Consider the following 24,588-nt stretch of genomic DNA (forward strand, 5'->3'; position numbering starts at 1 on the left):
ACATGAGCAAGCAACCCGTGAAACGCGTTCTTCTCCTCGGCGCAGCCCTGCTGGGCCTGTCGGCCTGCGCCGGCGCCGGCGTTGAACCGCCTGTTTCTGCGCCCGCCTCGGGCACCGAGACCGAAAAGTGGCGCGACCAGATCAAGGTCGACGGCCGCGCCGACGAGATCCAGCTGGCGGTGCACGCCACCGGCGTGTCGGCCAACCAGGACCAGGCGCTGTCGGCCTTGGTCGGCCGCTGGCTGTCGGCCCAGGCGCGCGAGATTGTGGTCAGCGCCCCCATCGGCGGCGGCGACGCTTCGGCGGCCGGCGGCATGGCCGCGCAGGTCCGCGAGCGTTTGATGTTCTATGGCGCGGGTCCGGCCCAGGTCAGGATCGTCGGCTATGACGCCGGCGGCCAGGATGTGGCCCCGATGCGCGTCGGCTTCGAGATCTTCACCGCGCAGGGCCCCACCTGCGGTCGTTGGGAAAACCTCACGGCCACCCGCAAGAACGAGGCCTATGACAATTTCGGCTGCTCAGTGGCCGCCAACCTGGCCGCGCAGATCGCCAATCCCGAGGACCTGATCCGTCCGCGCGACTCCACCCCGATCGACGCGGGTCGCCGAGACACCGTCCTGGGCAAGTACCGCAAGGGCGAGGTCACCTCCTCGGCCAAGGACGAGCAGGCCACCGGGGCCGTCTCCAAGGCGATCAACTGATGCCGCGTCCTCCTTCGGATCATGACCCGTTCGACCTGGGGTTCGAGGCCGCCGACGAGTTCACCTCGGCCGGCTCTGACCCCTGGCGCTCGCCCGCGCCGGCCCTGTCGCCAGCGCTGGACGGGATGGACGATCCCTTCGCCGATTTTCCGCCGGCCCGACCGCGCGACGAGCGGCCTGCGCCCGCGCAGGACCCGTTCGCGGCGCCCGCCGCAGCGCGCCAGGCTCAGGCCCAGGCCCAGGCTAGAGCTCCGGCGCCGGCAGCCGCCGTGCCGCAGCCCGAGCGTCGGCGCGCGCCCACCGCTGAAATGACCCCGCCGCCCTCGTACGAACCGCCCCTGCAAGAGCCGTCCTCACATGACAGCCTGAGCGGCAGCGACGCGGCCTTGGGCGAGGTGGCGGTACCGCGCATCACCATCCACGCCTTCTGCGTGCGGCCCGAGACCTCGGCCCTGATCGAGGTTGCCGCCGCCGACCGCCGGATGGCCCGCGCCTCGACCATCGTCCGCGTGGGCGGCCTCGACGCCGCCGTCGAGCTGTATCAGAACCAGTCCACCCCCTCGCTGGTGCTGGTGGAAACCCATGACGGCGCCCAGCGCCTGCTGCATCTGCTGGACGCCCTGGCCCAGGTCTGCGATCCGGGCACCAAGGTCGTGGTCATCGGCCAGACCAATGACATCGCCCTCTATCGCGAGCTTATGCGCCGCGGGGTCAGCGAATATCTGACCCAGCCGCTGGGCCCGCTGCAGATCATCCGCGCCGTCTCGGGCCTCTATGCCGATCCGTCGGCGCCCTTCGTCGGTCGTCAGGTGGCCTTTGTCGGCGCCAAGGGCGGCGTCGGGGCCTCGACCCTGGCCCACAATTTCGCCTGGTCGATGGCCGAGCGTATGCAGACCGCCACGGTGATCGTCGACCTGGACCTGCCGTTCGGCACGGCCGGGCTCGATTTCAACCAGGACCCGCTGCAGGGCGTCATTGATGCGCTCAGCCAGCCCGACCGCCTGGACCCCGTGCTGATGGACCGCATGATGGTCCGCTGCGGCGATCGCCTGTCGCTGTTTGCGGCCCCGGCGACCCTCGACCAGGACTATGAGATCAGCGCCGAGGCCTATGAAGAGGTCACCCAGAAGATCCGTGGCGCCGCGCCCTTCGTGGTGCTGGACCTGCCCCACAGCTGGGCCGCCTGGACGCGCCGGGTTCTGATCGGCTCGGACGATCTGGTCGTGGTCGCCACGCCGGATCTGGCCTCGCTGCGCAATGCCAAGAACATTATCGACATGGTCCGCCAGGCCCGCCCCAATGACGCGCCGCCGCGTCTGGTGCTGAACCAGGTGGGCGTGCCCGGCCGTCCCGAGATCCCGGTCAAGGACTTCGGCGAGGCCCTGGGCGTCGCGCCGTCGCTCGTCCTGCCCTTCGATCCCAAGTCCTTCGGCCAGGCCGCCAATAACGGCCAGATGGTCGGCGAGGTCGCGCCCAAGTCCAAGGCGGCCGAGGGCATCGACCACCTGGCCCAGCTGATCAGCCGTCGCGAACCGCCGCAGGTTCAGAAGGCTTCGATGCTGTCGGGTCTGTTCAGGAAGAAATAGCGACGGATGTTCGGCAAGCGCGATCAGAACCCCGCAACGGACCGTCACGCGCCGCCCCCGGCGCCGACCGATGGTTCGGCGATCGCTACGCGTCCCCAGCGCGTCGAGCCAGCCCAGGATCGCGCCGCGCCTTCAGCCAAGGTTGCCGCGCCCAAGGCCACGCCGGGCCTGGAGCAGCTGCGCGCCGCCCAGGGTGCGCCGCCCACCACAACCATCGTCCGCGAGCAGAGCGACTACTACCACGCCACCAAGACCGTTATCTTCAACGCCCTGCTCAACACCATCGACCTGAGCCAGCTGGCCCAGCTGGACGTCAAGGCCGCCGCGGAAGAGATCCGGGACATCGTCGCCGAGCTGGTGGCGATCAAGAACGTTTCGATGTCGGTCTCCGAGCAGGAGCACCTGGTCCAGGACATCATCAACGACGTCCTCGGCTATGGCCCGCTGGAGCCGTTGCTGGCCCGCGACGACATCGCCGACATCATGGTCAATGGCGCCCATCGGGTGTTCATCGAAGTGGGCGGCAAGGTCCAGCTGACCAATGTGCGCTTCCGCGACAACCTGCAGCTGATGAACATCTGTCAGCGGATCGTCAGCCAGGTCGGCCGCCGGGTCGATGAAAGCTCGCCGATCTGCGACGCCCGACTGCCCGACGGCAGCCGCGTCAACGTCATCGCCCCCCCTCTGGCTCTGGATGGTCCCACCCTGACCATCCGGAAGTTCAAGAAGGACAAGCTGACGATGAAGAACCTGGTCGACTATGCGTCGATCAGCCCGGAAGGGGCGCGGGTCCTGGGCGTCATCGGCGCCTGCCGCTGCAACATCGTCATCTCTGGCGGTACGGGCTCGGGCAAGACGACGCTGCTCAACACCCTGACCGCCTTCATCGACCCGACCGAGCGGGTGGTGACCTGCGAGGACGCCGCCGAACTGCAGCTGCAACAGCCGCACGTGGTGCGCCTGGAAACCCGACCGCCCAACCTGGAAGGCCAGGGCGCGATCACCATGCGCGATCTGGTCAAGAACTGTCTGCGGATGCGTCCAGAACGCATCATCGTCGGCGAAGTCCGCGGCCCTGAAGCCTTCGACCTGCTGCAGGCCATGAACACCGGCCACGACGGCTCGATGGGCACGCTGCACGCCAACAGTCCGCGCGAGGCCATCAGCCGGATCGAGAGCATGATCACCATGGGCGGCTATGGCCTGCCCTCCAAGACCATCAAGGAGATGATCGTCGGCTCGGTCGACGTCATCGTTCAGGCCGCCCGCCTTCGGGATGGCAGCCGTCGCATCACCCACATCACCGAGGTGGTCGGTCTCGAGGGCGACGTGATCGTCACCCAGGACCTGTTCGTCTACGAGATCACCGGCGAGGACGCCGACGGCAAGGTGGTGGGCAAGCACCGCTCGACCGGCATCGCCCGGCCCCGCTTCTGGGACCGCGCCCGCTACTACGGCCTGGAGCGCGAGCTGGCCGAAGCCCTCGACGCGGCGGAGTAGCCCATGCTGTTCGTCATCGCCGGCGTTCTGGGCTTCATCACCATCACCGCGCTGGGCTTTGCCTTTGCCGGCGGCGACCAGACCGCGGCCCGCACGGCCAAGCGCGCCCAGGCGATCGTCGGCGGCGGCGCCCGTGACGCCGGGGCCCGCGCCAAGGCCGTGGCCAATACGCCCGACGCCCGCCGCAAACAGATCCTCAAGACCCTGAAAGAGCAGGACAGGCGGCAGAAGAAGGCGTCGCTGAGCATCGCCGCTCGCCTGCGCGCCGCCGGCCTCGGCGAAAAGGTCCAGATGTTCTGGATCATCAGCGGGGGGCTGGGCTTCTGCGTCGGCCTGATCGTCCTCATCCTGGGGCAGCATCCGCTGCTGGCCCTCGGCGCGGCCTTCGCCGCCGGCCTGGGCCTGCCGCGCTGGGTGGTGGGCATGCTGGCCACGGCCCGCACCAAGAAGTTCACCGAGGCGTTCTCGGACGCCATCGACATCATCGTGCGCGGCATCAAGTCGGGTCTGCCGGTCCATGACTGCTTGAAGATCATCGGCAAGGAATGCCCTGAGCCGCTGGCCGGCGAGTTCCGCATGCTGACCGAGAACGTCGGCATGGGCATGCCGATGGATGTGGCCCTGGAGCGCATGTACGAGCGCATGCCGACCAACGAGCTGCGCTTCTTCGCCATCGTGCTGTCGATCCAGGCCAAGACCGGCGGCAATCTGGCCGAAGCCCTGGGCAACCTGTCGACGGTGCTGCGGGCCCGCAAGCTGATGGGTGAAAAGATCAAGGCGCTGTCGGCCGAAGCCGTGGCCTCGTCCTTTATCATCGGGGCTCTGCCGCCCGGCGTCGTGGTGCTGATCACCGTGACCTCGCCTGCCTATATGCAACCGCTGTTCACCGATCCGCGTGGCCATCTGATGCTGCTGGCGGGCGGTATCTGGATGAGCATCGGCATCTTCGTGATGCGCAAGATGATCAACTTCAAGTTCTAGGGGAGGGGACTCATGAACATCGTCGCTGTCCTGACCGACCCCAGCAATCTGTTGACCGGCTTCATCGCCATCGTGGTGTTCGCCACCATCATCACCCTGGCCGCGCCCGCCATGAGCGACAGGAGCCTGGAGGGGCGCCTGAAGTCGGTGGCCAACCGCCGCGAGGAGCTGCGCCGCCGCTCGCGCGAGGCCATCGTCCAGAAGGGGGGCGGGGGCAGCACCCTGCGCCACACTGACGAAGGCCTGTACAAGAACATCGTCGACCGCCTGCAGCTGTCACGCCTGCTGGAGGATCCCAAGGTGGTCGACAAGCTGGCCCAGGCCGGCTTCCGCGGACCGCAGCCGGTCTCGACCTTCTACTTCTTCCGCTTCGTGATGCCGTTCATCTTTGCGGTGGTTACGGCGTTCTACATCTATCTGATCAATGATTTTGGCCTGGTGGGCATGCAGAAGCTGTGCGCCTGCGTTGCGGCCCTGGCCATCGGCTACTACGCGCCCAACGTCTACATCACCAACATCGCCACCAAGCGCCGCGAGTCGATCGTGGCGGCCTTTCCGGACTCCCTGGACCTGCTGTTGATCTGCGTCGAAAGCGGCATGTCGATCGAGGCGGCCATCCAGAAGGTGGGGGCCGAGGTCGGCTCCAGCTCGATGGAACTCGCCGAGGAACTGAGCCTGCTGACCGCCGAGCTGTCCTATCTGCCCGACCGGCGCCTGGCCTATGAGGGCCTGGCTCGCCGCACCAACCACCCCGGCATCCGCTCGGTCGCTACGGCCATGATCCAGGCCGAACGCTACGGCACGCCGCTGGGCTCGGCCCTGCGGGTCATGGCCAAGGAAAACCGCGAACTGCGTCTCTCGGCCGCCGAAAAGAAGGCCGCCGCCCTGCCGGCCCAGCTGACCGTGCCGATGATCCTGTTCTTCCTGCCGGTGCTGTTCGTCGTGATCCTGGGTCCGGCGATCATCAAGATCCAGGACGTGATGGGCAAGGGCTAGGGAGCCCGTCCATCACGGGCACGCGGCTCTCCCTAAAGCTGTCTAGCCTGTGCCTGGGCACAACCTTTGGCGCCGTTCTTGCGACCCTGATCCCGGTAGCTTTGATTTGGGACAGTCGGCATGAAACGTTTGCGTCTGCTGCGAAACCGGTGGCGGGATTTCCTTCAGGACGAGACCGCCAGTTCCATGGTCGAGACCGGACTGGTGCTGTCGCTGTGTGCGGCCATGGTGGTGGCCGTTCGCGAGGTGATCGCCGGCCCGTTGATCCAGACATTCTTAAACGCCGCCAGGGCGCTGGACCGGGTGCTCAATTGAGGCGCTCTGAGGGTTAGGCCGCCCGGCTACGCGCCTCGACAGTGGCCGCGTCTCCATGCTGGAACCGCGACACGAGCTCGCCCAGTTGCTGGGCCTCGCTGGCAAGGCCGTGGCTGGCGGCGTTGGTCTCTTCGACCATGGCCGCGTTCTGTTGCGTGACCTGATCCATCTGGTTGACTGCGATATTGACCTCGGCGAGGCCCGTGGCCTGCTCGCGGGCCGAGGCGGAAATCGCGCCGACCAAGTCGTCGATCTGCGCCGCCTGGGCGGTGACGGACTCCAGAGCACCGCCGGCCTGTCCGATAAGGGTGACGCCGGCGCTGACATTGCGCGAAGACTCGCCGATCAGGGTCTTGATCTCTTTGGCGGCCTGGGCTGAACGCTGCGCCAGGGCGCGCACTTCCTGGGCCACGACCGCGAAGCCTCGGCCCGCATCGCCGGCCCGGGCCGCCTCGACGCCGGCGTTCAGCGCCAGGAGGTTGGTCTGGAAGGCGATCTCGTCGATGACGCCGACGATCTGCGCGATCTCATTGGACGAGCCTTCGATCTTGCGCATCGCTCCGATCGCCTCGGCGACGATCTGCCGTGACTGCTCGGTGGACGCCCGACTGGAGGCTACGGCCCGGCGCGCTTCCTCGGCGCCCTGGGCGGTCTGGCGCACGGTGCTGGTGATCTCGTCGAGAGCAGCGGCGGTTTCCTCGATGCTGGCCGCCTGCTGTTCTGTGCGACGCGAAAGGTCATCGGCGGCCGAGGTGATCTCGCTGGATCCTGCTCGCACGGACTGGGCGCTGGTGGACAGCACCGCAAAGGCGCCTTCCAGTTCCTGAACGGCGGCGTTGAAGTCACGGCGGAGTGACTCATAGGCCGGCGGAAAGGCCGCATCGATGCGCCAGATCAGATCACCGGCCGAAAGCCGCGTAAGGCCGTGGGCCAGGGCGGTCATCACTCGCTCGCGTTCCGCCGTTTCCTGGCGACGGGCGGCGTCACGTTCCGCTCTTTCCGACGCGGCGCGCTCTCGCTCGGCTTCGTCGCTGCGCCGCGCCGCCTGCCGCTCGAGGATGGCGTCGCGGAAGATCTGGACCGAACGCGCCATGCCGCCGATCTCGTCGCCGCGCGCCACAAACGGCACGTCGACGCTGTAGTCGCCCGAGGCCAGACCATCCATATAGCCCGTCATGCGCTGGATCGGGGCGGTTAGTAGCCGAGCGCCGTACCATAGAACGGCAAGCGCTGAGGCCATGAAGGCCAGCCCGGCGAGGACCATGATCGTCAGGGCCTTGTTGGCGCCCGCCATCACCGCCGACATTGGGGCCTCGATGACGATGTGCCAGGTGTCAGTGACGCCCGGCAACCTTACTGGCGCGGCGGCGCGCAGGACTGCGCCCTTTTGACCCTTGATCTTGCCCTGTGCGAAACCGCCGGAGTTCGACTGTCCCAGCAGGTCGATCAGCGGCTTGTCGGCGACCGGCGCACCCAGCAGAGCCGGATCAGCGTTCGCTACCCAGACCGAGCCGGCAATGATCGAAACGCGCCCCTCGCCGAAGGGGCGCAGGGCTTCGGCCCGCGTCACCAGGTCTGTCAGGGCGATGTCGGTTGTCACCACGCCGATCGGGCGCGCATCGCGATGGATGATCGCCACCGCCGAGGTCATCAGGATCTTCTTGCCGCCGACAGGATAGAGATAGGGCGGGGTGACCAGATCGCGGTTCTCGGCGATCGGCTTGGTGTACCAGGCGTCGATCCCGGCCTCGGTGGTCATCACCAGCTTGTCGAGCGCGATGGTCTTTTCTGGGGTCCAGTAATAATAGGGCACGAAACGGCCGGCGACGTCCGACATCGGATGGTTGATGAAGTCCGCGTCGCGGCCGTCCAGGGCGTTGGCGTCGAAGACCGGGGTCATGCCGACAAAGCCCGGATTGGCCTCCACCAGATGCCGGATCATGCCGCCGATCTGATCGCGATTCACGCTGGCTGGATCGGTGACCAAGGCCTCGACGTTGGCGGCGGCGGTCTGGGCGTTCTTGATCGACAGGCCGACGTCCTTGCCGATGCTCTGGCCGTAGCTCTCAAGCAGGGCGCGGGCCTGGGCGTTGGCCTGGCGCTGGGCGTCCGCCTGAATGACGCCCCAGCCTGACAGGGTGATGCCTGCTCCCATGACCAGCAGCAAAACGCCCACCGAGAAGACGAGCGTTATGCGAAGTGACATTCTGGTTGCTTGCGCCACAGCAGATTCCCTTGGATTCGGAAAAATGTCGCATAGAGCTCTGAATTATTCCTTAGCTGCGCGATCTGAACTTGACTTCAAGGCGGGGCAGAAAGTCGCAACCTTGTCCTGGCGTTGCTTCCGCCATGGCCGCCGCTAGGCGCCAAAGCAAAAGCTTGGAGCGTTTTTCGATAGCCGTTTTGCACTTGATGGAAACGCTAGCCGCCCGACTTCATCGCTTCCCAGGACCGCGACTGGGCCGTCGGGCTGGGCTGGCTGGTGGCGGCGCGCAGCCAGGCCAGGTTGTTGGCCACCGCTTCGGGCGGCAGGTCCTGGCGGGCCAGTTTCTCGGCTTCGGCGATGCGCCCCTGCAGGCCGATCACCAGGGCCAGGTTCTGACGGATCTGGATGCTTGAGGCGGGCATGACCGCCGCGCGGCGCAGCAGGGCCTCGGCGCCGGTCAGATCGCCCTGGCTGGCCAGGTGCATCGCGTAGTTGGCGTTGGGCACGGCCTCGTTGGGGCCCAGGGCCACGGCCTGACGGTGAGCGGCGGTGGCCTCTTCCTCGCGCTGGGCCTGCTCATAGGCGACGCCCAGCAGCGACTGCGGACGCCAGTCCTTCGGCGCCAGGACAGCGGCGCGGCGGGCCGGCTCGACGGCGTAAAAGCCCTGGCCGCGCGCGACATGGGCGCGGGCCGATTCCAGCAGGGCGTCCAGATTGTCGGGCTCGACCATCAGCACCTTGCCGGCGGCCTCGGCGGCGTCGTCATAGCGTCCCATGGCCCGCAGGGCCTGGGCCAGGGCGACGCCCGCCTCGGCGTCGCGGCCGTCGGTCTCGAACTCGCCGCCCCAGAAAGCGGCGCGGGCCAGGGGGTCGGCGCGGCGCATCTCGCCGCGCTGGGCCGGGCTGGCCTTGCGCGAGACAGCCTGCTCAACGGCGGCGGGCGCGGTCTTGGCGGCGCCGGCCTGGGCCTGGGCGCCCAGCATCAGCAGAGCCGGAGCGAGAACGGTTGCGAGGAGCGCGCGCTTGCGACACATGGAAGACGAGTCTCCGAAAGGTTGCCGCATCCTCGCCGCGTGGCCTCAAGGAATCGTTAAGCATAATTTCCGAGGGCCGCGACATGTTGGACAGCTCCCCCATTCTGGCCTCGGCCACTGACGGCAGCCTCCCGGTCCACCCGCTGTTCGAGGCCGAGCTTGAGGCCTTCCTGGCGGCGCGCCGGCCGTCGGCTCGGGTCCTGGCCGCCCAGGCCCAGTTCAAGGCCAAGGCCGGCCAGGTGCTGGTCCTGTCCGGGCCCGGCGGTCAGGTCGAGCGGGTGCTGATGGGGCTGGGGACCCGCGCCGCCGTTGATCCAGGCCTGTTCCGGACGTTGGCCGGCAAGCTGCCGGCCGGCGACTATCGCCTGGCCCGCCTGCCGCGCGGCCTGGACGCCCAGGAGGCGACCCTGGCCTTCGCCCTGGGGCTCTATCGCTTCGATCGCTACCGCAAGCGGTCTGGTGAAGCCGGGCCGCGACTGGTCGCGCCCAAGGGGGTCGACATCGCAGCGGTCATTGCGATCAGCCACGCCTGCGCCCTGGCCAAGGACATGGTCAACACCCCGGCCAATGACATGGGGCCGCTGCAGATCGAGACCATCGCCCGCGAGATCGCCGCGCAGCATGGCGCGACCCTGTCGGTGATCGTCGGCGACGACCTGCTGGCCCAGAACTATCCCGCTGTCCACGCCGTGGGCCGCGCCGCCGCGCCGCATCGCGCGCCGCGCATCCTGGAAATGAGCTGGGGCGACCCTGCCCACCCGGTGCTCGCCCTGGTCGGCAAGGGCGTGGTGTTCGACACCGGCGGTCTGGATATCAAGCCTTCGGCGGGCATGCGGCTGATGAAGAAGGACATGGGCGGCGCCGCCCATGCCCTGGCTCTGGCGCGGATGGTGATGGGCGCCAAACTGCCGGTGCGGCTGGTGGTGCTGACCCCTGTGGTCGAGAACGCCATCAGCGGCGACGCCATGCGTCCCGGCGACGTGCTGCAGACCCGCGCCGGCCTCACCGTCGAGGTGGGCAATACCGATGCCGAGGGCCGGCTGATCCTGGCCGACGCCCTGGCCCGCGCCGCCGAACACAAGCCCGCCCTGACCCTGGACCTGGCCACCCTGACCGGCGCGGCCCGCGTGGCCCTGGGGCCGTTCGTGATCCCGTTCTGGACGGCCGACGACCGGCTGGCGGGGCAGATCGAGACGGCCTCCAAGGCGACGGCCGATCTGTTGTGGCGCATGCCGCTGACCGAGGCCTATGGCGAGTCCATCGAGAGCGAGATCGCCGACCTGCAAAACGACTCCGCCGCCTGGGCCCAGGCCGGAGCGACGACGGCGGCGCTGTTCCTGCAGCGGTTCGCGCCGGCCGGCGAGGGCATCGGGCCCTGGGCCCATTTCGACCTCTATGCCTGGAACCCCAAGAGCCGGCCGGGCTATCCCGGCGGCGGCGAGGCCCAGGCGATCCGGGCGCTGTTTTCGATGCTCAAGACCCGGTTCCCGGCGTGAGCGCGCCCGACCGCCGCCTGACCCTTGTTCGCGACGGCCTGGCCGATGTGCGGCTGCAGGGTCTGGTCTCCGCCGAGCGCTTCGCCACCGCCACGCCGATGCAGGCCAGCGCGCCAATTGCCTCGATCCGCAAGGCGCCCGCCCCCGACGCCGAGCAGGAAGACCAGCTGGCCTTTGGCGAGCGCTTCGACATGCTGTTCGAGGTTGATGGCTTCGCTTTCGGTCAGGCCCGCCGCGACGGCTATGTGGGCTATGTCACCAGCGACGCCCTGTCGGCGCCCGTCCTGGCGCCCACCCATCGGGTATCGGCGATCCGCACCTATAGCTTCAGCGAGCCCGACATCAAGTCGGCCATTGTCGGCCTCTATAGCCTCAACGCTCTGGTCACGGTCGATGCGCGCGAGGGGCGCTTTGTCCGGGGCGCTCGCTCCGGCTGGTTCATCGAGGCGCATCTGACGCCGGTCGGCCGGGGCGAGAGTGACTATGTCGCCGTCGCCCAGCGGTTCCTGGGCGCGCCCTATCAGTGGGGCGGACGCGAGTCGCTGGGCCTGGACTGCTCGGCCCTGATCCAGCAGTCCCTGGCGGCCTGCAACCGCGCCTGCCCGCGCGACACCGACCTGCAGCGCGGCTTCTTTCCGGAAATCGACGCCTCGGAGCGTCGTCGCGGGGATCTGGTGTTCTGGAAGGGCCACGTGGCCATCCTGCTGGACCCCGACACGATCCTGCACGCCAACGCCCACCACATGGCCACGGCCATCGAGCCCCTGGCCCAGGCCATAGCCCGCATCGAGGCCGCCGGCGTGGGTGCGCCGCTGGGGTATCGCCGGGCTTGAAGCAAAGAAAAAGGGCCGCGAAGCGAACTTCGCGGCCCTCGATCTTGTTTCGACGAAACGCCCGTTAAGGAGCGGCAGGCGCCGCAGCCGGAGCGGCGGGCGCGCCAGCGGGGGCAGCGCCGGCTTCCGGGGCCGTCGCCGGAGCGCCTTCGGCCGGAGCGGCAGCAGCTTCGGCGGGCTTGGGCGCCGGCACCGGCAGGGTCGAACCCAGGCTGTGCAGATAGGCGATGATCGCCACCCGGTCTTCCTGCTTCTTCAGGCCGACGAAGCTCATATTGGTGCCCGAAACGTACTTTCCCGGCGCCTTGAGGAATTCGTACATGTGGTCATAGTCCCACACCGGGTTCTTGGCGCCGAATTCCTTCATCGCGCCGGAATAGGTGTAGCCGGCGTGCGAGCCGGGCTGGTGGCCCAGAATGCCGTACAGGCCGGGACCGATGCCATTGGCGCCGCCAGCCTCTACCTTGTGGCACGCGGCGCATTTGGCGGCGACGGCCTGGCCGGCGGCGATATTGGCCGGCAGCAGCAGGGCGGTGCCCCAGTCGGGCGCGACCTCGACAGCAGCGGCGCCGCCGCCGGTCGACTCTTCGACCGCGATTTCGTAACCGGCCTTCTCGACCTCGTGCTTCTGGAACACGATGGTCGATGCTTCACGCAGACCGAAAATAACCAGGCCGGTCAGCAGCACGCCGCCAGCAATCTTGTTGAACGTCAGGTCGCTCATCTCAGCCTTGTCAGCCTCTTACCGGCCCGCCTGAGGCGGGGCCCAAACCCGCGGCGAGGAATCCCCCGCGCGCGCCTCTTGTTGCGCTCGCGTCTCTTACACGCTACCGCCCCTCGCGCAACCGGGCAGCAGCGATATTGAACTCATGAACCCTATCGTCCTGATCCCCGCCCGCATGGCGGCCACCCGTCTGCCCAACAAGCCGCTGGCCGATATCGGCGGCCTGCCGATGATTGTCCGCGTTCTGAACCAGGCGCTGAAGGCCAATATCGGCCCGGTGGCCGTGGCTGCGGGCGATCCGGAGATCGTCGCGGCCGTACGTGCGACAGGTGGTCGCGCCGTGCTGACCGACCCGGATCTGCCCTCGGGCTCTGACCGGATCCTGGCGGCGCTGGCGGAGCTGGATCCGCATTTTGAGCACGATGTAGTGATCAATCTGCAGGGCGACATGCCGTTCGTCGATCCGTCGGTGCTGAGCGCCTGCGCCGGCCTGCTGGAAGATTTTGGCGACTGCGACATCGCCACCGTCGTCGCTGCCGAGGCCTCGCCGGCCGACCGGACCAATCCCGACGTGGTGAAAGCCGTGCTGGCCATGGAGGACGACGGCCGCAGCGGCCGCGCGCTCTATTTCACCCGCTCAACACTCTATGGCGACGGCCCCGTCTGGCGCCATATCGGTATCTATGGCTACCGCCGAGAGGCTCTCGAGGCGTTCAACGCCGCCGCGCCCTCGCCGCTGGAAAAGCGCGAGAAGCTGGAGCAACTGCGGGCCATGGAACTGGGCATGACGATCCGCGCCGCCGTGGCGGCCGAGGCGCCCATCTCCGTCGATAATCCTTCGGACCTTGAGGCGGCGCGTCGCGCCGCCGGGCCTTCCGATCTCGAAGCCGCGCGTATCCAGGCTGGAAACCAAGCATGAGCACCCTCAAGAAGATCGCCTTCCAGGGCGAACCCGGCGCCAACAGCCACGAGGCCTGCCGCACCTATTTTCCGGACTACGAGGCCTATCCCTGCGCCACCTTCCAGGAGGCGTTCGAGGCCATCAAGACCGGGGTCTGCGAACTGGGCATGATCCCGATCGAGAACTCGATCGCCGGCCGCGTGGCCGACGTGCACCACCTGCTGCCGGCCTCGGGCCTGAAGATCATCGGCGAGCGGTTCAAGCCGATCCGCTTCCAGCTGATGGCCAATCCGGGCGTCAAGCTGGAGGACATCAAGGTCGTGGCCTCGATGCCGATCGCCCTGGCCCAGTGCCGCAACAGCCTGCGCAAGCTGGGCGTGGCGACCGAGGGCGCGGGCGACACCGCCGGCGCCGCCAAGGCCCTGGCGCTCAAGCCCGACCCGACGCGCGGCGCCGTGGCCCCGGCCCTGGCGGCGGAGATCTATGGCTTGGACATCCTAGCTAGCGACATCGAGGACGAGCGCCACAACACCACCCGCTTCCTGGTGATGACGGCCGACACCACCCCGACCCCGCCGGCCTTCACCCATCGCTGCGTGACCAGCTTCGTGTTCAAGGTTAGGAACCTGCCGGCCGCGCTCTACAAGGCCATGGGCGGTTTCGCGACCAACGGCGTCAACATGACCAAGCTGGAAAGCTACATGGAAGACGGCGCCTTCACGGCCACCTTCTTCTACGCCGAGGTCGACGGCCGTCCCGAGGATCGGTCGTTGGCGTTGGCCTTCGACGAGTTGAAGTTCTTCTCGGACAAGTTCGAAATCCTCGGGGTTTACCCGGCCGATGCGTTCCGGGATCGGACGTAGGCGCTAGATCCTCCCCCTCTGGGGGAGGTGGCCCAGAGGGCCGGAGGGGGCAGCGCGGCGTTCGCTCAGCTATCCCCCCAGTCGCTCCGCGACAGCTCCCCCAGAGGGGGGAGCCGCTTTCCCACACGGCAAGCTTCGCAGTCACGCCGTTCTTCGCCTAAGCTCCCCGCACAAACAAAACGTCCGGGGAGGGACGCTCCATGAATACGATGATCGCGCCGGTTATGGCGCTGGTGGCCTGGTCGCTGGTGATCTGGCTGTGGATGTATGTCCGCCGCATCCCGGCCATGGCCAAGGCCGGCGTCAAGCCGCAGGACGCCGCCTTTCCGGGTTCGCTGGACGTGCTGCCGGCCGGGGCTCGCCAGGCAGCCGACAACTACAACCACCTGATGGAACAGCCGACCATCTTCTACGCCGCCGCTCTGGCGATCGCCGTGGCCGGGCATGGCGACGATCTGGCGATGAAGCTGGCCTGGGCCTATGTGGGCCTGCGGGTGCTGCACAGCCTGGTGCAGGTGACGGTGAACGTCGTGAACCTGCGGTTCCTGCTGTTTGCGACCTCGACGATCACCCTGGCGGTGATGGTCGTGCGAGAGCTGATGAAGATCTGGGGTTAGGTCCCCGTGTCACAGCCGGCGGTCGTATCTCACGAGATGCAGACCGTCGGCGGTGATTTCGCCCTGGAACTGGAATTTCGCCTTTAGAAGCACGCCGATCGATCCGGCGTTCTCCGCCAAGGCGACGGCCGTGATGCGGTCGACCCGCAGCGTGTCCCTGCCAAAATCGCAAGCCGCGAGCGCCGCCTCGCAGGCATAGCCCTGTCCCCAGGCGCTTACGTCGAACATGTAGATCAGCTCTGGACTATCGAGGCCTGTCGAATGCCGCAGACCCGCGTGGCCGATCAACCGCTGGCTTGACCTTTCGATCACGGCCCAGGGCCAATAACCCTTCTGCCAAGCCTCCTCGCTCCAAGCCTCCAGGAATGATCCGGCGGTGTGCTGGGCCTGGGTCGTGTCGCGCTCGTTAGGCAGATAGCGGACCACCTCGGGTTGGGCCCAGATCGCGGCGTAGGCCGCCAGATCATCAGGTGCGAACGGGCGTAGAAGCAGGCGCGCCGTCTCGATCATCGCATCCGGGTCCCCTCTTAGAGGCGCAGGCTAAACCGCGTCCAGCCCGATATCCAGCACCGGCGCCGAGTGCGTCAGGGCCCCGACGCTGATCACGTCCACGCCGGTCTCGGCGATGGCCCGCACGGTGGTCAGGTTGACGCCGCCGGAGGCCTCCAGCACCGCCTGGCCCTTGGCCAGCGCGACGGCCGTCCGCAGGTCGTCGAGGCTGAAATTGTCCAGCATCACCACGTCGGGACCGTGCTTCAGCGCGTCTTCCAGCTGGTCCAGGCCGTCGACCTCGACCTCGACCTTGACCAGATGCCCGGCGAAGGCTCGCGCCCGGCGGACGGCTTCGCCGACCCCGCCGCAGGCCGCGACGTGGTTGTCCTTGATCAGGATGGCGTCATCCAGGCCAAAGCGATGATTGATCCCGCCGCCGCAGCGCACGGCGTACTTTTCCAGGGCCCGCAGGCCCGGCGTGGTCTTGCGGGTGTCGACGATGGTCGCGCCGGTGCCCTCGACCAGACGCACATAGGCCCGGGTCAGGGTGGCGATGCCCGACAGCCGGCCCAGCAGGTTCAGCCCGGTCCGCTCGGCCGCCAGCACGGCGCGGGCATTGCCTTCGGCGCGGGCCAGTACTGTGCCCGGCGCGCAGTCGGCGCCGTCGGGCGTGACGATCTCGAAGCTCGCCGTTGGGTCCATCGCCGCCAGGGCCAACCGCGCACAGGACAGGCCCGCGACGCGACCGTCCTGGCGGGCGGCGAACACCACCGACAGCCGGGCGTCGGCGTCGATACAGGCCTGGGCGGTGATGTCGCCGGCCCGTCCGAGATCCTCGGCCAAGGCCATGTCGATGATCGGGCGGATCAGCAGGTCGGGGAGGGGAGAAAGCGTCATTCGGCGGCGTAACGTACGGGGCGGCCCGTTTCCAGGTCCTCGAGCGTGATGAAGGTGCGCTGCGGCGCGGCGGTCGCGGGGAAGTCGGCGCGGAAATGACCACCCCGGCTTTCCTCGCGCGCCAGGGCGGCGGCGACGATCAGGCGTGCGGCGACGACGGTGGGGCAGGGGCCATAGGCGGGCTCCAGGGCCTCGATCTGGTCCAGAAGCCGGGTCAGGCCCCCAGCATCGCGGATCACCCCAGCGTCGCGGCTCATGGCCTTGCGCAGGGTCTGCAGAACACCGGCGGGCAGGTCGGGCAGGGGCTCCAGCGACACGGGCTCGCCGCCGATGACCTTTTCCACCGCCGCCGCTCGGCCGGCGCGGGCCCCGAACACCGCGGCTTCCAGCAGGCTGTTGGAAGCCAGGCGGTTGGCGCCGTGCACGCCGGTGGCGGCGCATTCGCCGGCGGCGTAGAGGCCGGGCAGGGAGGTCTGGCCGTCCAGGTCCGTGGCCACGCCGCCCATGTGATAGTGCACGGCTGGAACCACCGGGATCATGGCGCGGCGCGGATCGACGCCGCCGCTCATGCAGGCTTCGAACACGGCCGGGAATTCCTTGGGGAAGTGGCCGCCGACCACGACTGTGGCGTCGAGGAAGGCCCCGCGGCCGGCCTCCCGCTCGGCATGGATGGCGCGGGCCACCACGTCACGCGGGGCCAGTTCCCGGGCCGGGTGGTAGTCGGCCATGAAGGCGCGGGCGTCGGCATTGCGCAGGATCGCGCCTTCGCCGCGCAGGGCCTCGGTGGCCAGTGGAGCGGGATCGCGGCCGATGTCGATGGCCGTGGGGTGGAACTGCACAAACTCGGCATCGGCGATCACCGCGCCGGCGAGCGCCGCCAGGCCCAGGCCTTCGCCGCGCACTTCGGCGGGCGTGGTGGTAACCGCATAGAGGCCGCCGACGCCGCCGGTCGCCAGGATCACCGAGGGGCTCAGGATCTCGACCAGCTTGCCGTCGATCTCGGCGAGCACGCCGATCACCCGACCTGTCGCGTCCTGCAGCAGGCGGCGGGCGCGGGCCTTCTCGCGCACCTCGATGCCGGGCGCAGCGCGGACAGCGGCGATGACGGCGGCCATGATCGCGGCGCCGGCCCCGTCACCGCCCACGCGGGCGACGCGGGCTACGGAGTGCGCCGCTTCCAGGCTCAGCGTGAAGTCGCCGTCCTTGGTGTCAAACGGTGCGCCGAGCGCGGCCAGCAGGCGAACGGCGTCGGGGCCTTCGCGGGTCAGCAGGTCGACGGCCTCGGGGTCGCAAAGGCCTGCGCCGGCTGCGGCCGTGTCGGCAGCGTGCAGGGCCGGGGTGTCGTCGGCCGAAAGGGCCGCGGCCATTCCGCCCTGCGCCCAGGCGCTGGAGCAGCCGGTCGCCAGCGGCGTCGGCGAGAGCACGAGGGCGCGCTTGGCCGCGAGCGCGGCGGTGAGGCCCGCGAGGCCGGCCCCGAGGATCACGGGGCCGTCAAAGATCAGACGATCGGTCATTTCACACTCCACTCCCTTCCCCTTGATGGGGAAGGGTCGGGGATGGGGGTGAACGCGAAGCGTTCAGCCATCGGCGAAGGCGGGAGGGGCAGGGGCGGCTGAACCTCAGCATCACCCCCATCCCAACCCTTCCCCCATCAAGGGGGAAGGGCTCCTAAATCAGCTCCACGTCCACGTGATGGCGAGCCTTCACGAGGTCGTAGCGGGCGGGGATCAGCGGCGGCGGCAGGTCGATCATCCGCTGCACGGCCAGGCGCGCGGCCGAGGCGATGGCGGGATCCACCGTCACCTCGTAGCGGTCGAACACCAGGGCGTCGTAGATGTTCTGCAGGGTGATCCGCTTCATGTGCGGGCACAGGTTGCAGGGCTTGATGAAGTCGGTGTCGGGCGCGTCGGCCTCGACATTGCCGGCCATCGAGCACTCGGTGATCAGGATCACCTGCTTGGGTTTGCGCTGGATGACATAGTCATTCATCGCGGCGGTCGAGCCGGCAAAGTCGGACTCTTCCAGGATCTCGGCCGGGCACTCGGGGTGGGCCAGGATTTCGGCGCCGGGATAAGAGGCGCGCAGTTCCAGGATGTCTTCGCGGGTAAAGCGCTCATGCACCTCGCAGCGGCCCTGCCAGGCGATGATCTTGACGTCGGTCTGGCGCGCCACGTTGCGGGCCAGGAACTCGTCGGGGATCAGGATGACCTTGTCGGTCCCCCATTGCGCGGCCGCCCATTCCACCACCTGCACCGCGTTGGCGCTGGTGCAGCAGATGTCGGTCTCGGCCTTCACGTCGGCTGTGGTGTTGACATAGGTGACCACCGGCACGCCCGGATAGCGGGCCTTGATCATCCGCACATCGGCGCCGGTGATCGAGGACGCCAGCGAGCAGCCCGCCAGCAGGTCGGGGATCAGTACGCGCTTGTCGGGCGCCAGCACCTTGCTGGTCTCAGCCATGAAGTGCACGCCGGCCTGGACGATGATCGCCGCGTCGCACTTGGCCGCCTCGCGGGCCAGGGCCAGGCTGTCGCCGACGAAATCGCCCACGCCGTGGAAGATCTCGGTGGTCATGTAGTTGTGGGCCAGGATGACCGCGTTCTTCTCGCGCTTCAGCCGGTTGATCTCAGCGATCAGGGGCGCGTGCAACCGCCACTCCATCGGGGTGACGTGGTTCTTCACCTTGTCCCAGATCTTCGAGGTTTGAGCCTCGACATCGGCAGTGAAATCCAGGGCGGCAAAACCGTCGGCCATCAGATTCTCCGTTATGCTCAAACTGAGCATTACCAGGGTCTCAAAAAACGCCGGAGCAGGGTGAGCCGGTCCGACGCTCGGCTTATGCTGAAATTGAGCATAAGTGACTTTCAGTTATATAGACCCTTGTGATGGGAATGCAAAGGGCTGACGAGGGAACCGAGGTTCACACTTGGGACCGTCACGCGACAGGCGTCCGCTGGTCTACGCCTCTCGCAGCTCCAGCATCGTGAGCGGCGCAAGCCCCCGCTCGATGCGGACCAGGTCCAGAACGCCGACGATCTGTTGTGATCGCCAGTGGCTCAGGAAATAGACTATCGGCCCCAGGCTGGCCCCCACGCCGAACTGTATGGCCATATCGGGATGGGCGCCGACGAAGCTCATGACGCTGGCGCCGGCCAGTTCGGCCAGCAGGGCCATGATCGAAAACGGGATGGTCAAATATCCGATGATGACCGCCCGCAGTATCTGATCCTGGCGCCGCGCATTCAGGCCGGCCAGTGCGGACAGCGCGTCGAATAGAGCGTCATCCACGTCCTTCAACAGCTCGAAGGTCTTTAGCGTCGAAGGATTCTTTCGAAAGCCGCTGACGAAATCGACGCCCGAATAGCCCCAGGCGCCCGGCGTGAAGACGCTTGACGGGATCAGGCTCCAGACCGGGAACAGGGTCCGCACGCTGTTCCAGAGAGTCCAGACATCGCCGCGTGCCGCGTGTGCGGTTTCGCCCGATTGCATCTTCGCCATCAGTGGCCCCCGCCTCGCCCGTTTCCGGAATCCCTGTTCAACTAGATAGGCGCTGATGGCAAGTCGCGCCCCGCCCGCGCCGCGCTCAGCACCCTGGCCAGGCCGTCCAGCGAGAACGGCTTGCTCAGGAACGGCCATGCGCCGGCCTGGGCGCGGCCCTGTTCGCCGCCGGTATAGCCTGAGCACAGCACCACCGGCAGGCCGGGGCGTGCCGTCGCCAGGTGCTCGGCCAGATCCACGCCGCTGCGGCCGCCGGGCATGATCACGTCGCTGAGCACCAGATCGATGGCGGCGTCTTGCTCAAGGCGTTCCAGCGCGTCGTCCACGCCGCCCGCGCGGATCACCGTATGACCCAGATCCTGGAGCATGGCGTCGACCAGTTCGGCCACCTGGGGGTCATCCTCAACCAGCAGCACCCGCGACGGGATCTGCCCGGCCACGTGGTCGATGGCGGCCTCGTGGGCGTCGAGGTCGGCCGCCTCGGCGATGGGCAGCAGCATGGCCACGGTCGCGCCCTGGCCTGGCCGGGTCTCGATATCGACCGAGCCGCCGCTCTGGCGGGCGAAGCCATAGGCCTGCGACAGGCCAAGGCCCGTCCCTTCGCCGGGCGGCTTGGTGGTGAAGAAGGGTTCGATGGCCCGGGCAGCGGTCTCGGCGTCCATGCCAGAGCCGGTGTCGCGCACCGCGACGCGCAGATACTGGCCAGGGCCGACATCGCCGACCGCCTGGGTCAGGGTGACGGGCCGCGTCTCGATGGTCACCTCGCCGCCGGCCGGTGTCGCGTCGCGCGCATTGACCACCAGGTTCAGCAGCGCCGCCTCGAACTGGCCGGAATCGACCAGGGCGTTGCGCACGCCGCCACCCAGCCGCAGGTGGAAGCCGTAGGCGTCGCCCAGGGCGCGGCGCAGCAGGCCCTCGCTCTCGGCGATCAGGCGGTCGATGCGACACACCTCGGGGCGCAGGGGCTGGCGGCGGGCGAAGGCCAGCAGGTGCTGGGTCAGCTTTTCGCCGCGCCTGGCGGCGGCCATGGCGGCGGCGATCATCCGCTGACGGCGTGCCTCGTCGTCGGGATTGCGGTCAACCACATCCAGCGCGCCGATGATCACTGTCAGCAGGTTGTTAAAGTCATGGGCCACCCCGCCGGTCAGTTGGCCGATGGCCTCCAGCTTCTGCGACTGGAACAGCGCTGCCTGGGCGGCGTCGCGCTCGGCGACGGCGGCCTGCACCCGCTCGGCCAGCAGTTCGTTGACCCCCGCCAGATCAGCCTCGGCTTGCTTGGCGTCGGTGATGTCAAAGGCGATGCCGATGAAGCCGTCGAAGCCGCCGCCCGGGTCTAGCCGAGGCTGGGAGAACGACTTTAGCCAGCGCATCTGGCCATCGCCGCGGCGATATCGACCCTCGAGAGAGAACGGCTTGCGCGAGCCCTCGCCGGAGATCTGGCCCTTGAGGATGCCGGGCAGGTCATGCGGATCCAGTCGGGTACGCCAGTCCAGGTTGAGGGCCGCCTCGTAGTCGATTCCGGCGAAGTCCGCATAGGCCTTGTTGACGAACTCGCGCTGGCCGTCGATTCGCGACACCCACATCAGGGCCGGTGCACTGTCGGCGAGGCTGCGGAACCGCGCTTCGCTCTCGCGCAGGCGTTCGTCGTCGCGGCGACGGCTGGTGACATCAAAGTTCAGGCCCAGCATCTGGACCGAGCGGCCCGCCGCGTTTTGCAGCACCTCGCCGCGGGCATGAATCCAGCGCTCGCCCTGGCTCAGATCCGCCAGACGAAACTCGACCTCGCAAGGGCCGCCCTGACGCACCGAGGCGCGGATACTGTCGAGGACCATCTGGCGATCGTCGGGATGGAACGTCGCGTTCATGCGGGGCCAGTCGACCGGCTCGTCCAGCGGCAGGCCCAGGTTTCGCCGCGCGCTGGCCGAAAGGTGCAGACGATCGGTCACGATATCCCATTCCCAGGGCCCGACGCTGGCGGCGGTCTGGACGAGTTCCAGCCGAACCTGCGCGTCTTGCCGCTCGCGGCGCGCCTGGGTCAGGCTGTGCATGGCTCCGCGCAGCGCCTCGGCGACGACCAGAGTGATCGCGGCCGAGATCAGGAAGATCACCATGCTGGCGACCTCGTCCTCCGACAGGGCTTCGCCGAAACGGCCGCCCCACAGCCACCAGCCAAAGGCCGCGCCGCCGATGATGGGCACCAGGCCCCACTGCCAGCCGGCATAGAGCGCGACCAGCACGATGGCCGGGAAGAAGGGCTGGGTCGCCCCGACGCTGTCACTCAGGCCCAGAAGCGCAACCCGCATCAAAACGGCCGCCGAGACCGCGATCAGCGCCGCCACGGCGCAATGCCAGGCGGGCGGTGGAACGGGAGGGATCAGCCACGCGCTAATGAGACCGTGAAGCCGTTCACGGTCTCTGCCGATCGGTGATGATGCGGGGTGACCCACCTTTGTCGCTCTCCGCCCAAACAAGGCTTGCCAAGACCATGGACGAGCTTACCTAGGACACGCAACACGGGAGACTAAGATGGCTGTCGCGCCCAACACCGGACTGTCTGCAGAGCAACGCTCCGGGATCGCCGCCGGACTGAACAAGGTGCTGGCCGACAGCTATGCGCTCTATCTCAAGACGCATGGCTATCACTGGAACGTCCGGGGGCCCAACTTCCAGTCCCTGCACGTGTTGCTGGAAGGTCAGTACACCGAGGAATGGACGGCGCTGGACGCCATCGCCGAGCGGATTCGCGCTCTGGGCGAGCTGGCGCCGCAGGGCTATGCCGCCTTCGGAAATCTTTCCAGCATCAAGGACGGCGATCCCGAACAGGATTGGGAAGGCATGTTCGCCGAGCTCAAAAAGGACAACGAGACGGTGATCGCCACCCTGCGCGCCGCCTTCCCGGCCGCTGACGAGGCCGGTGACGAAGCCACCGCCGACCTGTTGACCCAGCGCCTGCAGGCTCACGAGAAACACGCCTGGATGATCCGCGCGACCCTGGGCGGCAAATAGCCGCCTCGTGCTCGCACCGGATTCCAAGCGCCTAGTCAGGGCCGCCCTGGGGCTTTTGCTGCTGGGCGGCCTTTCCGCGTGCGCCACCTATTACGTGCCGCGCGGCTATGGTCGCGAAGCCGGCGTGGCGCGGATCACGCGCGGCTTCTCCGACGCCGCCCTGGCCCGCTATGTGGCCAACATGGACCCGGCGATGCTGAGCCTGGCGCGCCGGCACGATCCGCGTCCGCACACCAACTACTGGGGCCGGGTGGAAGGCTGGGAGCGGCTGGACCTGGCCTCGATCCCGCGCTTTTCCGACGTTACGCCCGACTTCGACACCGCCCGCCTGATTAATAGCCTGCGTTTGGCCGCGCCGCTCGAGATCGAGGCGGCCCGGCCGTTCGTGTTGAAAGCGTCGGGCGAGGACCGCACCAAGGCCCTGCGCTGCCTGGCCCAGGCGGTCTATTTCGAATCCGCCTTCGAGCCCCTGGCCGGCCAGGAAGCCGTGGCCCAGACGGTGCTGAACCGCATGCGCCACCCCGGCTATCCCAAGACCGTGTGCGGCGTGATCTATGAAGGTGCCGCCCGCGCCACGGGCTGCCAGTTCAGCTTCACCTGCGACGGCTCGCTAGCCCGCGAGCCCAATCCGGTGCTGTGGGCGACGGCTGAGTCGGTGGCCCGCCGCGCCCTGAACGGCTTTGTGATGAAGGACGTCGGCGTCGCCACCCACTATCACGCCAGCTATGTCGCGCCCTATTGGGCCCCCACCCTGGTCAAGCTGCGCCAGGTGGGCCAGCACATCTTCTATCGCTGGACCGGGCCGTCCGGCACGCTGGCGGCGTTCAAGGGCAAGTATCGCGGCGGCGAGGACGTCACCGCCGACATCCTGCTGGCCGGCGACGAGCGCACCCTGGAGGCCGCCCCCGCCGACGCCCTGGCCGCCGGATCGGTGGTCAATACCCAGATGCTGGCTCAAGCCCAGGCGGCGGGCCTTGTCCCCACCACCCTGGCCCCCGGCGCCCATCTGGTAGCGGTGCCTGACGCCTCCGCCCCCGGCGGCGAGCGCTTGAAGTTCGAGGGCATGGTCGCCGGCCGTCGCATCCCGACGCCGGAGGAGATCGCCGAGATCAACCGCGCGCTGGACAGATTGCCCGAGGTGGCAGCCGAGAAGCCGGCTGTGGTCGAGGCTCCCAAGCCCCCGCCGCCGCCGAAGCCAAAGCAACGTCCGCCGAGTTTGTTCAATCCGCTGAACTAGCGTCAGGGTCGGCAAGGCGGTCGCCCTATCTCTACCCTTGTGCCGCGCCGTCTTAGGGGGCGCGGTCGTGCCTTACGGACCGGTTTGGACCGGAGACGCGACCTGCCCACAGGCAACCCAGGCGATCTCTATCAAGGCTTTGGTCTGGGATCGCGGTGCCAATCCATGCAAAAATGCATATCCGGTAGGCGTTTTGAAGCCATGGGTCTTTGCGGTCAGCCTGCATAGAAGGACCAAGCAGGCCTCAATTCAGGAACCCATGCGCATGACCGCCGCCGATAACATCAAGCTTGCCCGTTTGCGCCGGTCTGTCGTGTTCGGACTGACCATGCTTGCCCTGGCCGTTTCGGCAGAGGCCGGCGCCAAGCCCAGGCCGAGAAAGATCGGCTTTTCTGTGCAAGTGATGACCACGGGACTGACGAAAACCACGGTCGCCAAGATCGTCGTCAATCAGGTCCAAGGGGACTCTCAGGCCATGGATGCGGGCGTCGCGGTCGGGGACGAGTTGGTCAAGATTGACAACACCGAAGTGCCCGGCAACAGCGTCTTCACGCTCAAGAAGCATATGGGCTTCGAGCCGGGTGTGCCCAAGACCGTGACCTTCAGGCGCAAGACTGGCGCACAATTCGAGGCTGTCTTCGTTCGCGCCGCCGGGCTCTGATCGGCCTTCTGTGACGTCGGCCGTGTCGGCCGTCGTGGCTTCCC

General features: G+C 67.9%; 23 protein-coding genes. 14 read left to right on the forward strand and 9 right to left on the reverse strand.

The genetic code is table 11. The annotated features are described in order from the left end of the window. The first annotated feature begins 2 nt into the window (after positions 1 to 2). The 6 genes from ACN2C8_RS02715 (at position 3) to ACN2C8_RS02740 (ending at position 6,079) form a co-directional block, all read left to right on the forward strand. Positions 3 to 701 (forward strand): CpaD family pilus assembly protein, encoded by a 699-nt coding sequence (locus ACN2C8_RS02715; protein WP_419254292.1) that lies wholly within the window; start codon positions 3 to 5, stop codon positions 699 to 701. Then, on the forward strand, positions 701 to 2,287 hold the full coding sequence (locus ACN2C8_RS02720) for an AAA family ATPase (RefSeq protein WP_419254293.1): 1,587 nt from the start codon (positions 701 to 703) through the stop codon (positions 2,285 to 2,287). The genes ACN2C8_RS02715 and ACN2C8_RS02720 overlap by 1 nt, the downstream gene beginning before the upstream one ends. Before the next feature lie 6 nt (positions 2,288 to 2,293). Further along, on the forward strand, positions 2,294 to 3,787 hold the full coding sequence (locus tag ACN2C8_RS02725; protein ID WP_419254294.1) for a CpaF family protein: 1,494 nt from the start codon (positions 2,294 to 2,296) through the stop codon (positions 3,785 to 3,787). Positions 3,788 to 3,790: 3 nt separating this feature from the next. Beyond that, positions 3,791 to 4,768 (forward strand): type II secretion system F family protein, encoded by a 978-nt coding sequence (locus tag ACN2C8_RS02730; protein ID WP_419254295.1) that lies wholly within the window; start codon positions 3,791 to 3,793, stop codon positions 4,766 to 4,768. Between the two features lie 12 nt (positions 4,769 to 4,780). Next, entirely contained in the window at positions 4,781 to 5,764 is a 984-nt protein-coding gene (locus tag ACN2C8_RS02735) for a type II secretion system F family protein (protein ID WP_419254296.1), read from the forward strand. Between the two features lie 120 nt (positions 5,765 to 5,884). Beyond that, a complete protein-coding gene (locus ACN2C8_RS02740; protein ID WP_419254297.1) occupies positions 5,885 to 6,079 on the forward strand; it encodes a hypothetical protein in 195 nt (64 codons plus the stop codon). 13 nt (positions 6,080 to 6,092) lie between these two features. Here ACN2C8_RS02740 and ACN2C8_RS02745 read toward each other — a convergent pair whose 3' ends face one another. Continuing rightward, complete coding sequence (locus tag ACN2C8_RS02745; RefSeq protein ID WP_419254298.1) at positions 6,093 to 8,285, reverse strand: methyl-accepting chemotaxis protein; 2,193 nt, start codon at positions 8,283 to 8,285, stop codon at positions 6,093 to 6,095. Between the two features lie 215 nt (positions 8,286 to 8,500). Beyond that, complete coding sequence (locus ACN2C8_RS02750) at positions 8,501 to 9,319, reverse strand: tetratricopeptide repeat protein (protein ID WP_419254299.1); 819 nt, start codon at positions 9,317 to 9,319, stop codon at positions 8,501 to 8,503. A gap of 83 nt (positions 9,320 to 9,402) precedes the next feature. On the opposite strand from ACN2C8_RS02750, the gene ACN2C8_RS02755 reads away from it, so the two are divergent. Next, entirely contained in the window at positions 9,403 to 10,815 is a 1,413-nt protein-coding gene (locus ACN2C8_RS02755; protein ID WP_419254300.1) for a leucyl aminopeptidase family protein, read from the forward strand. Continuing rightward, entirely contained in the window at positions 10,812 to 11,648 is an 837-nt protein-coding gene (locus ACN2C8_RS02760; RefSeq protein ID WP_419254301.1) for a C40 family peptidase, read from the forward strand. Before ACN2C8_RS02755 ends, ACN2C8_RS02760 begins: the two co-directional genes overlap by 4 nt. Before the next feature lie 64 nt (positions 11,649 to 11,712). Here the strand turns inward: ACN2C8_RS02760 and ACN2C8_RS02765 are convergent, their stop codons facing one another. Continuing rightward, positions 11,713 to 12,372: a c-type cytochrome gene (locus ACN2C8_RS02765; protein ID WP_419254302.1), complete on the reverse strand. Its 660-nt coding sequence runs from the start codon at positions 12,370 to 12,372 to the stop codon at positions 11,713 to 11,715. 145 nt (positions 12,373 to 12,517) lie between these two features. Between ACN2C8_RS02765 and ACN2C8_RS02770 the strand changes: the two genes are divergently transcribed. The 3 genes from ACN2C8_RS02770 to ACN2C8_RS02780 all read left to right on the forward strand — a co-directional run bounded on the left by ACN2C8_RS02770 (position 12,518) and on the right by ACN2C8_RS02780 (position 14,753). Then, a complete protein-coding gene (locus tag ACN2C8_RS02770) occupies positions 12,518 to 13,291 on the forward strand; it encodes a 3-deoxy-manno-octulosonate cytidylyltransferase (protein WP_419254303.1) in 774 nt (257 codons plus the stop codon). Further along, entirely contained in the window at positions 13,288 to 14,136 is an 849-nt protein-coding gene (locus ACN2C8_RS02775) for a prephenate dehydratase (RefSeq protein WP_419254304.1), read from the forward strand. Before ACN2C8_RS02770 ends, ACN2C8_RS02775 begins: the two co-directional genes overlap by 4 nt. 200 nt (positions 14,137 to 14,336) lie before the next feature. Then, the gene (locus ACN2C8_RS02780) at positions 14,337 to 14,753 is read left to right on the forward strand and encodes an MAPEG family protein (protein WP_419254305.1); all 417 of its coding nucleotides are present in this window, start codon (positions 14,337 to 14,339) and stop codon (positions 14,751 to 14,753) included. Positions 14,754 to 14,762: 9 nt separating this feature from the next. Here ACN2C8_RS02780 and ACN2C8_RS02785 read toward each other — a convergent pair whose 3' ends face one another. From ACN2C8_RS02785 to ACN2C8_RS02810, 6 genes are all read right to left on the reverse strand, one after another. Next, the gene (locus ACN2C8_RS02785; protein ID WP_419254306.1) at positions 14,763 to 15,263 is read right to left on the reverse strand and encodes a GNAT family N-acetyltransferase; all 501 of its coding nucleotides are present in this window, start codon (positions 15,261 to 15,263) and stop codon (positions 14,763 to 14,765) included. A gap of 30 nt (positions 15,264 to 15,293) precedes the next feature. Then, positions 15,294 to 16,142 carry a carboxylating nicotinate-nucleotide diphosphorylase gene (nadC, locus tag ACN2C8_RS02790; protein ID WP_419254307.1) on the reverse strand — a complete coding sequence of 283 codons (849 nt, stop codon included), beginning with the start codon at positions 16,140 to 16,142 and terminating at the stop codon, positions 15,294 to 15,296. Beyond that, positions 16,139 to 17,656 (reverse strand): L-aspartate oxidase, encoded by a 1,518-nt coding sequence (locus tag ACN2C8_RS02795; RefSeq protein ID WP_419254308.1) that lies wholly within the window; start codon positions 17,654 to 17,656, stop codon positions 16,139 to 16,141. The genes nadC and ACN2C8_RS02795 overlap by 4 nt, the downstream gene beginning before the upstream one ends. A 154-nt stretch (positions 17,657 to 17,810) precedes the next feature. Continuing rightward, the gene (gene nadA / locus ACN2C8_RS02800) at positions 17,811 to 18,896 is read right to left on the reverse strand and encodes a quinolinate synthase NadA (protein WP_419254309.1); all 1,086 of its coding nucleotides are present in this window, start codon (positions 18,894 to 18,896) and stop codon (positions 17,811 to 17,813) included. A 204-nt stretch (positions 18,897 to 19,100) separates the two neighbouring features. Then, the gene (locus tag ACN2C8_RS02805; protein ID WP_419254310.1) at positions 19,101 to 19,640 is read right to left on the reverse strand and encodes a hypothetical protein; all 540 of its coding nucleotides are present in this window, start codon (positions 19,638 to 19,640) and stop codon (positions 19,101 to 19,103) included. Between the two features lie 41 nt (positions 19,641 to 19,681). After that, a complete protein-coding gene (locus tag ACN2C8_RS02810; RefSeq protein WP_419254311.1) occupies positions 19,682 to 21,979 on the reverse strand; it encodes a PAS domain S-box protein in 2,298 nt (765 codons plus the stop codon). 187 nt (positions 21,980 to 22,166) lie between these two features. Here ACN2C8_RS02810 and ACN2C8_RS02815 point away from each other — a divergent pair, with 187 nt between their 5' ends. The 3 genes from ACN2C8_RS02815 (at position 22,167) to ACN2C8_RS02825 (ending at position 24,544) form a co-directional block, all read left to right on the forward strand. After that, complete coding sequence (locus ACN2C8_RS02815) at positions 22,167 to 22,646, forward strand: Dps family protein (protein WP_419254312.1); 480 nt, start codon at positions 22,167 to 22,169, stop codon at positions 22,644 to 22,646. Positions 22,647 to 22,653: 7 nt separating this feature from the next. Then, the gene (locus tag ACN2C8_RS02820) at positions 22,654 to 23,883 is read left to right on the forward strand and encodes a cell wall hydrolase (protein WP_419254313.1); all 1,230 of its coding nucleotides are present in this window, start codon (positions 22,654 to 22,656) and stop codon (positions 23,881 to 23,883) included. 265 nt (positions 23,884 to 24,148) lie between these two features. Next, complete coding sequence (locus tag ACN2C8_RS02825; protein ID WP_419254314.1) at positions 24,149 to 24,544, forward strand: hypothetical protein; 396 nt, start codon at positions 24,149 to 24,151, stop codon at positions 24,542 to 24,544. Positions 24,545 to 24,588: the final 44 nt, after the last annotated feature.

The sequence above is a fragment of the Caulobacter sp. ErkDOM-C genome (assembly GCF_048541825.1).
Classification (GTDB): Bacteria; Pseudomonadota; Alphaproteobacteria; order Caulobacterales; family Caulobacteraceae; genus Caulobacter.

Bases quoted from the DNA above. Each gene is read 5' to 3' on its own strand.
- ACN2C8_RS02795 (WP_419254308.1), bottom strand. From the start codon at position 17,656: ATGACCGATCGTCTGATCTTTGACGGCCCCGTGATCCTCGGGGCCGGC.
- ACN2C8_RS02745 (WP_419254298.1), bottom strand. From the start codon at position 8,285: ATGTCACTTCGCATAACGCTCGTCTTCTCGGTGGGCGTTTTGCTGCTG.
- ACN2C8_RS02765 (WP_419254302.1), bottom strand. From the start codon at position 12,372: ATGAGCGACCTGACGTTCAACAAGATTGCTGGCGGCGTGCTGCTGACC.
- ACN2C8_RS02735 (WP_419254296.1), top strand. From the start codon at position 4,781: ATGAACATCGTCGCTGTCCTGACCGACCCCAGCAATCTGTTGACCGGC.
- ACN2C8_RS02780 (WP_419254305.1), top strand. From the start codon at position 14,337: ATGAATACGATGATCGCGCCGGTTATGGCGCTGGTGGCCTGGTCGCTG.
- nadA (WP_419254309.1), bottom strand. From the start codon at position 18,896: ATGGCCGACGGTTTTGCCGCCCTGGATTTCACTGCCGATGTCGAGGCT.
- ACN2C8_RS02740 (WP_419254297.1), top strand. From the start codon at position 5,885: ATGAAACGTTTGCGTCTGCTGCGAAACCGGTGGCGGGATTTCCTTCAG.
- ACN2C8_RS02730 (WP_419254295.1), top strand. From the start codon at position 3,791: ATGCTGTTCGTCATCGCCGGCGTTCTGGGCTTCATCACCATCACCGCG.
- ACN2C8_RS02720 (WP_419254293.1), top strand. From the start codon at position 701: ATGCCGCGTCCTCCTTCGGATCATGACCCGTTCGACCTGGGGTTCGAG.
- ACN2C8_RS02770 (WP_419254303.1), top strand. From the start codon at position 12,518: ATGAACCCTATCGTCCTGATCCCCGCCCGCATGGCGGCCACCCGTCTG.
- ACN2C8_RS02785 (WP_419254306.1), bottom strand. From the start codon at position 15,263: ATGATCGAGACGGCGCGCCTGCTTCTACGCCCGTTCGCACCTGATGAT.
- ACN2C8_RS02805 (WP_419254310.1), bottom strand. From the start codon at position 19,640: ATGGCGAAGATGCAATCGGGCGAAACCGCACACGCGGCACGCGGCGAT.
- ACN2C8_RS02715 (WP_419254292.1), top strand. From the start codon at position 3: ATGAGCAAGCAACCCGTGAAACGCGTTCTTCTCCTCGGCGCAGCCCTG.
- nadC (WP_419254307.1), bottom strand. From the start codon at position 16,142: ATGACGCTTTCTCCCCTCCCCGACCTGCTGATCCGCCCGATCATCGAC.
- ACN2C8_RS02750 (WP_419254299.1), bottom strand. From the start codon at position 9,319: ATGTGTCGCAAGCGCGCGCTCCTCGCAACCGTTCTCGCTCCGGCTCTG.
- ACN2C8_RS02725 (WP_419254294.1), top strand. From the start codon at position 2,294: ATGTTCGGCAAGCGCGATCAGAACCCCGCAACGGACCGTCACGCGCCG.
- ACN2C8_RS02825 (WP_419254314.1), top strand. From the start codon at position 24,149: ATGACCGCCGCCGATAACATCAAGCTTGCCCGTTTGCGCCGGTCTGTC.
- ACN2C8_RS02775 (WP_419254304.1), top strand. From the start codon at position 13,288: ATGAGCACCCTCAAGAAGATCGCCTTCCAGGGCGAACCCGGCGCCAAC.
- ACN2C8_RS02755 (WP_419254300.1), top strand. From the start codon at position 9,403: ATGTTGGACAGCTCCCCCATTCTGGCCTCGGCCACTGACGGCAGCCTC.
- ACN2C8_RS02815 (WP_419254312.1), top strand. From the start codon at position 22,167: ATGGCTGTCGCGCCCAACACCGGACTGTCTGCAGAGCAACGCTCCGGG.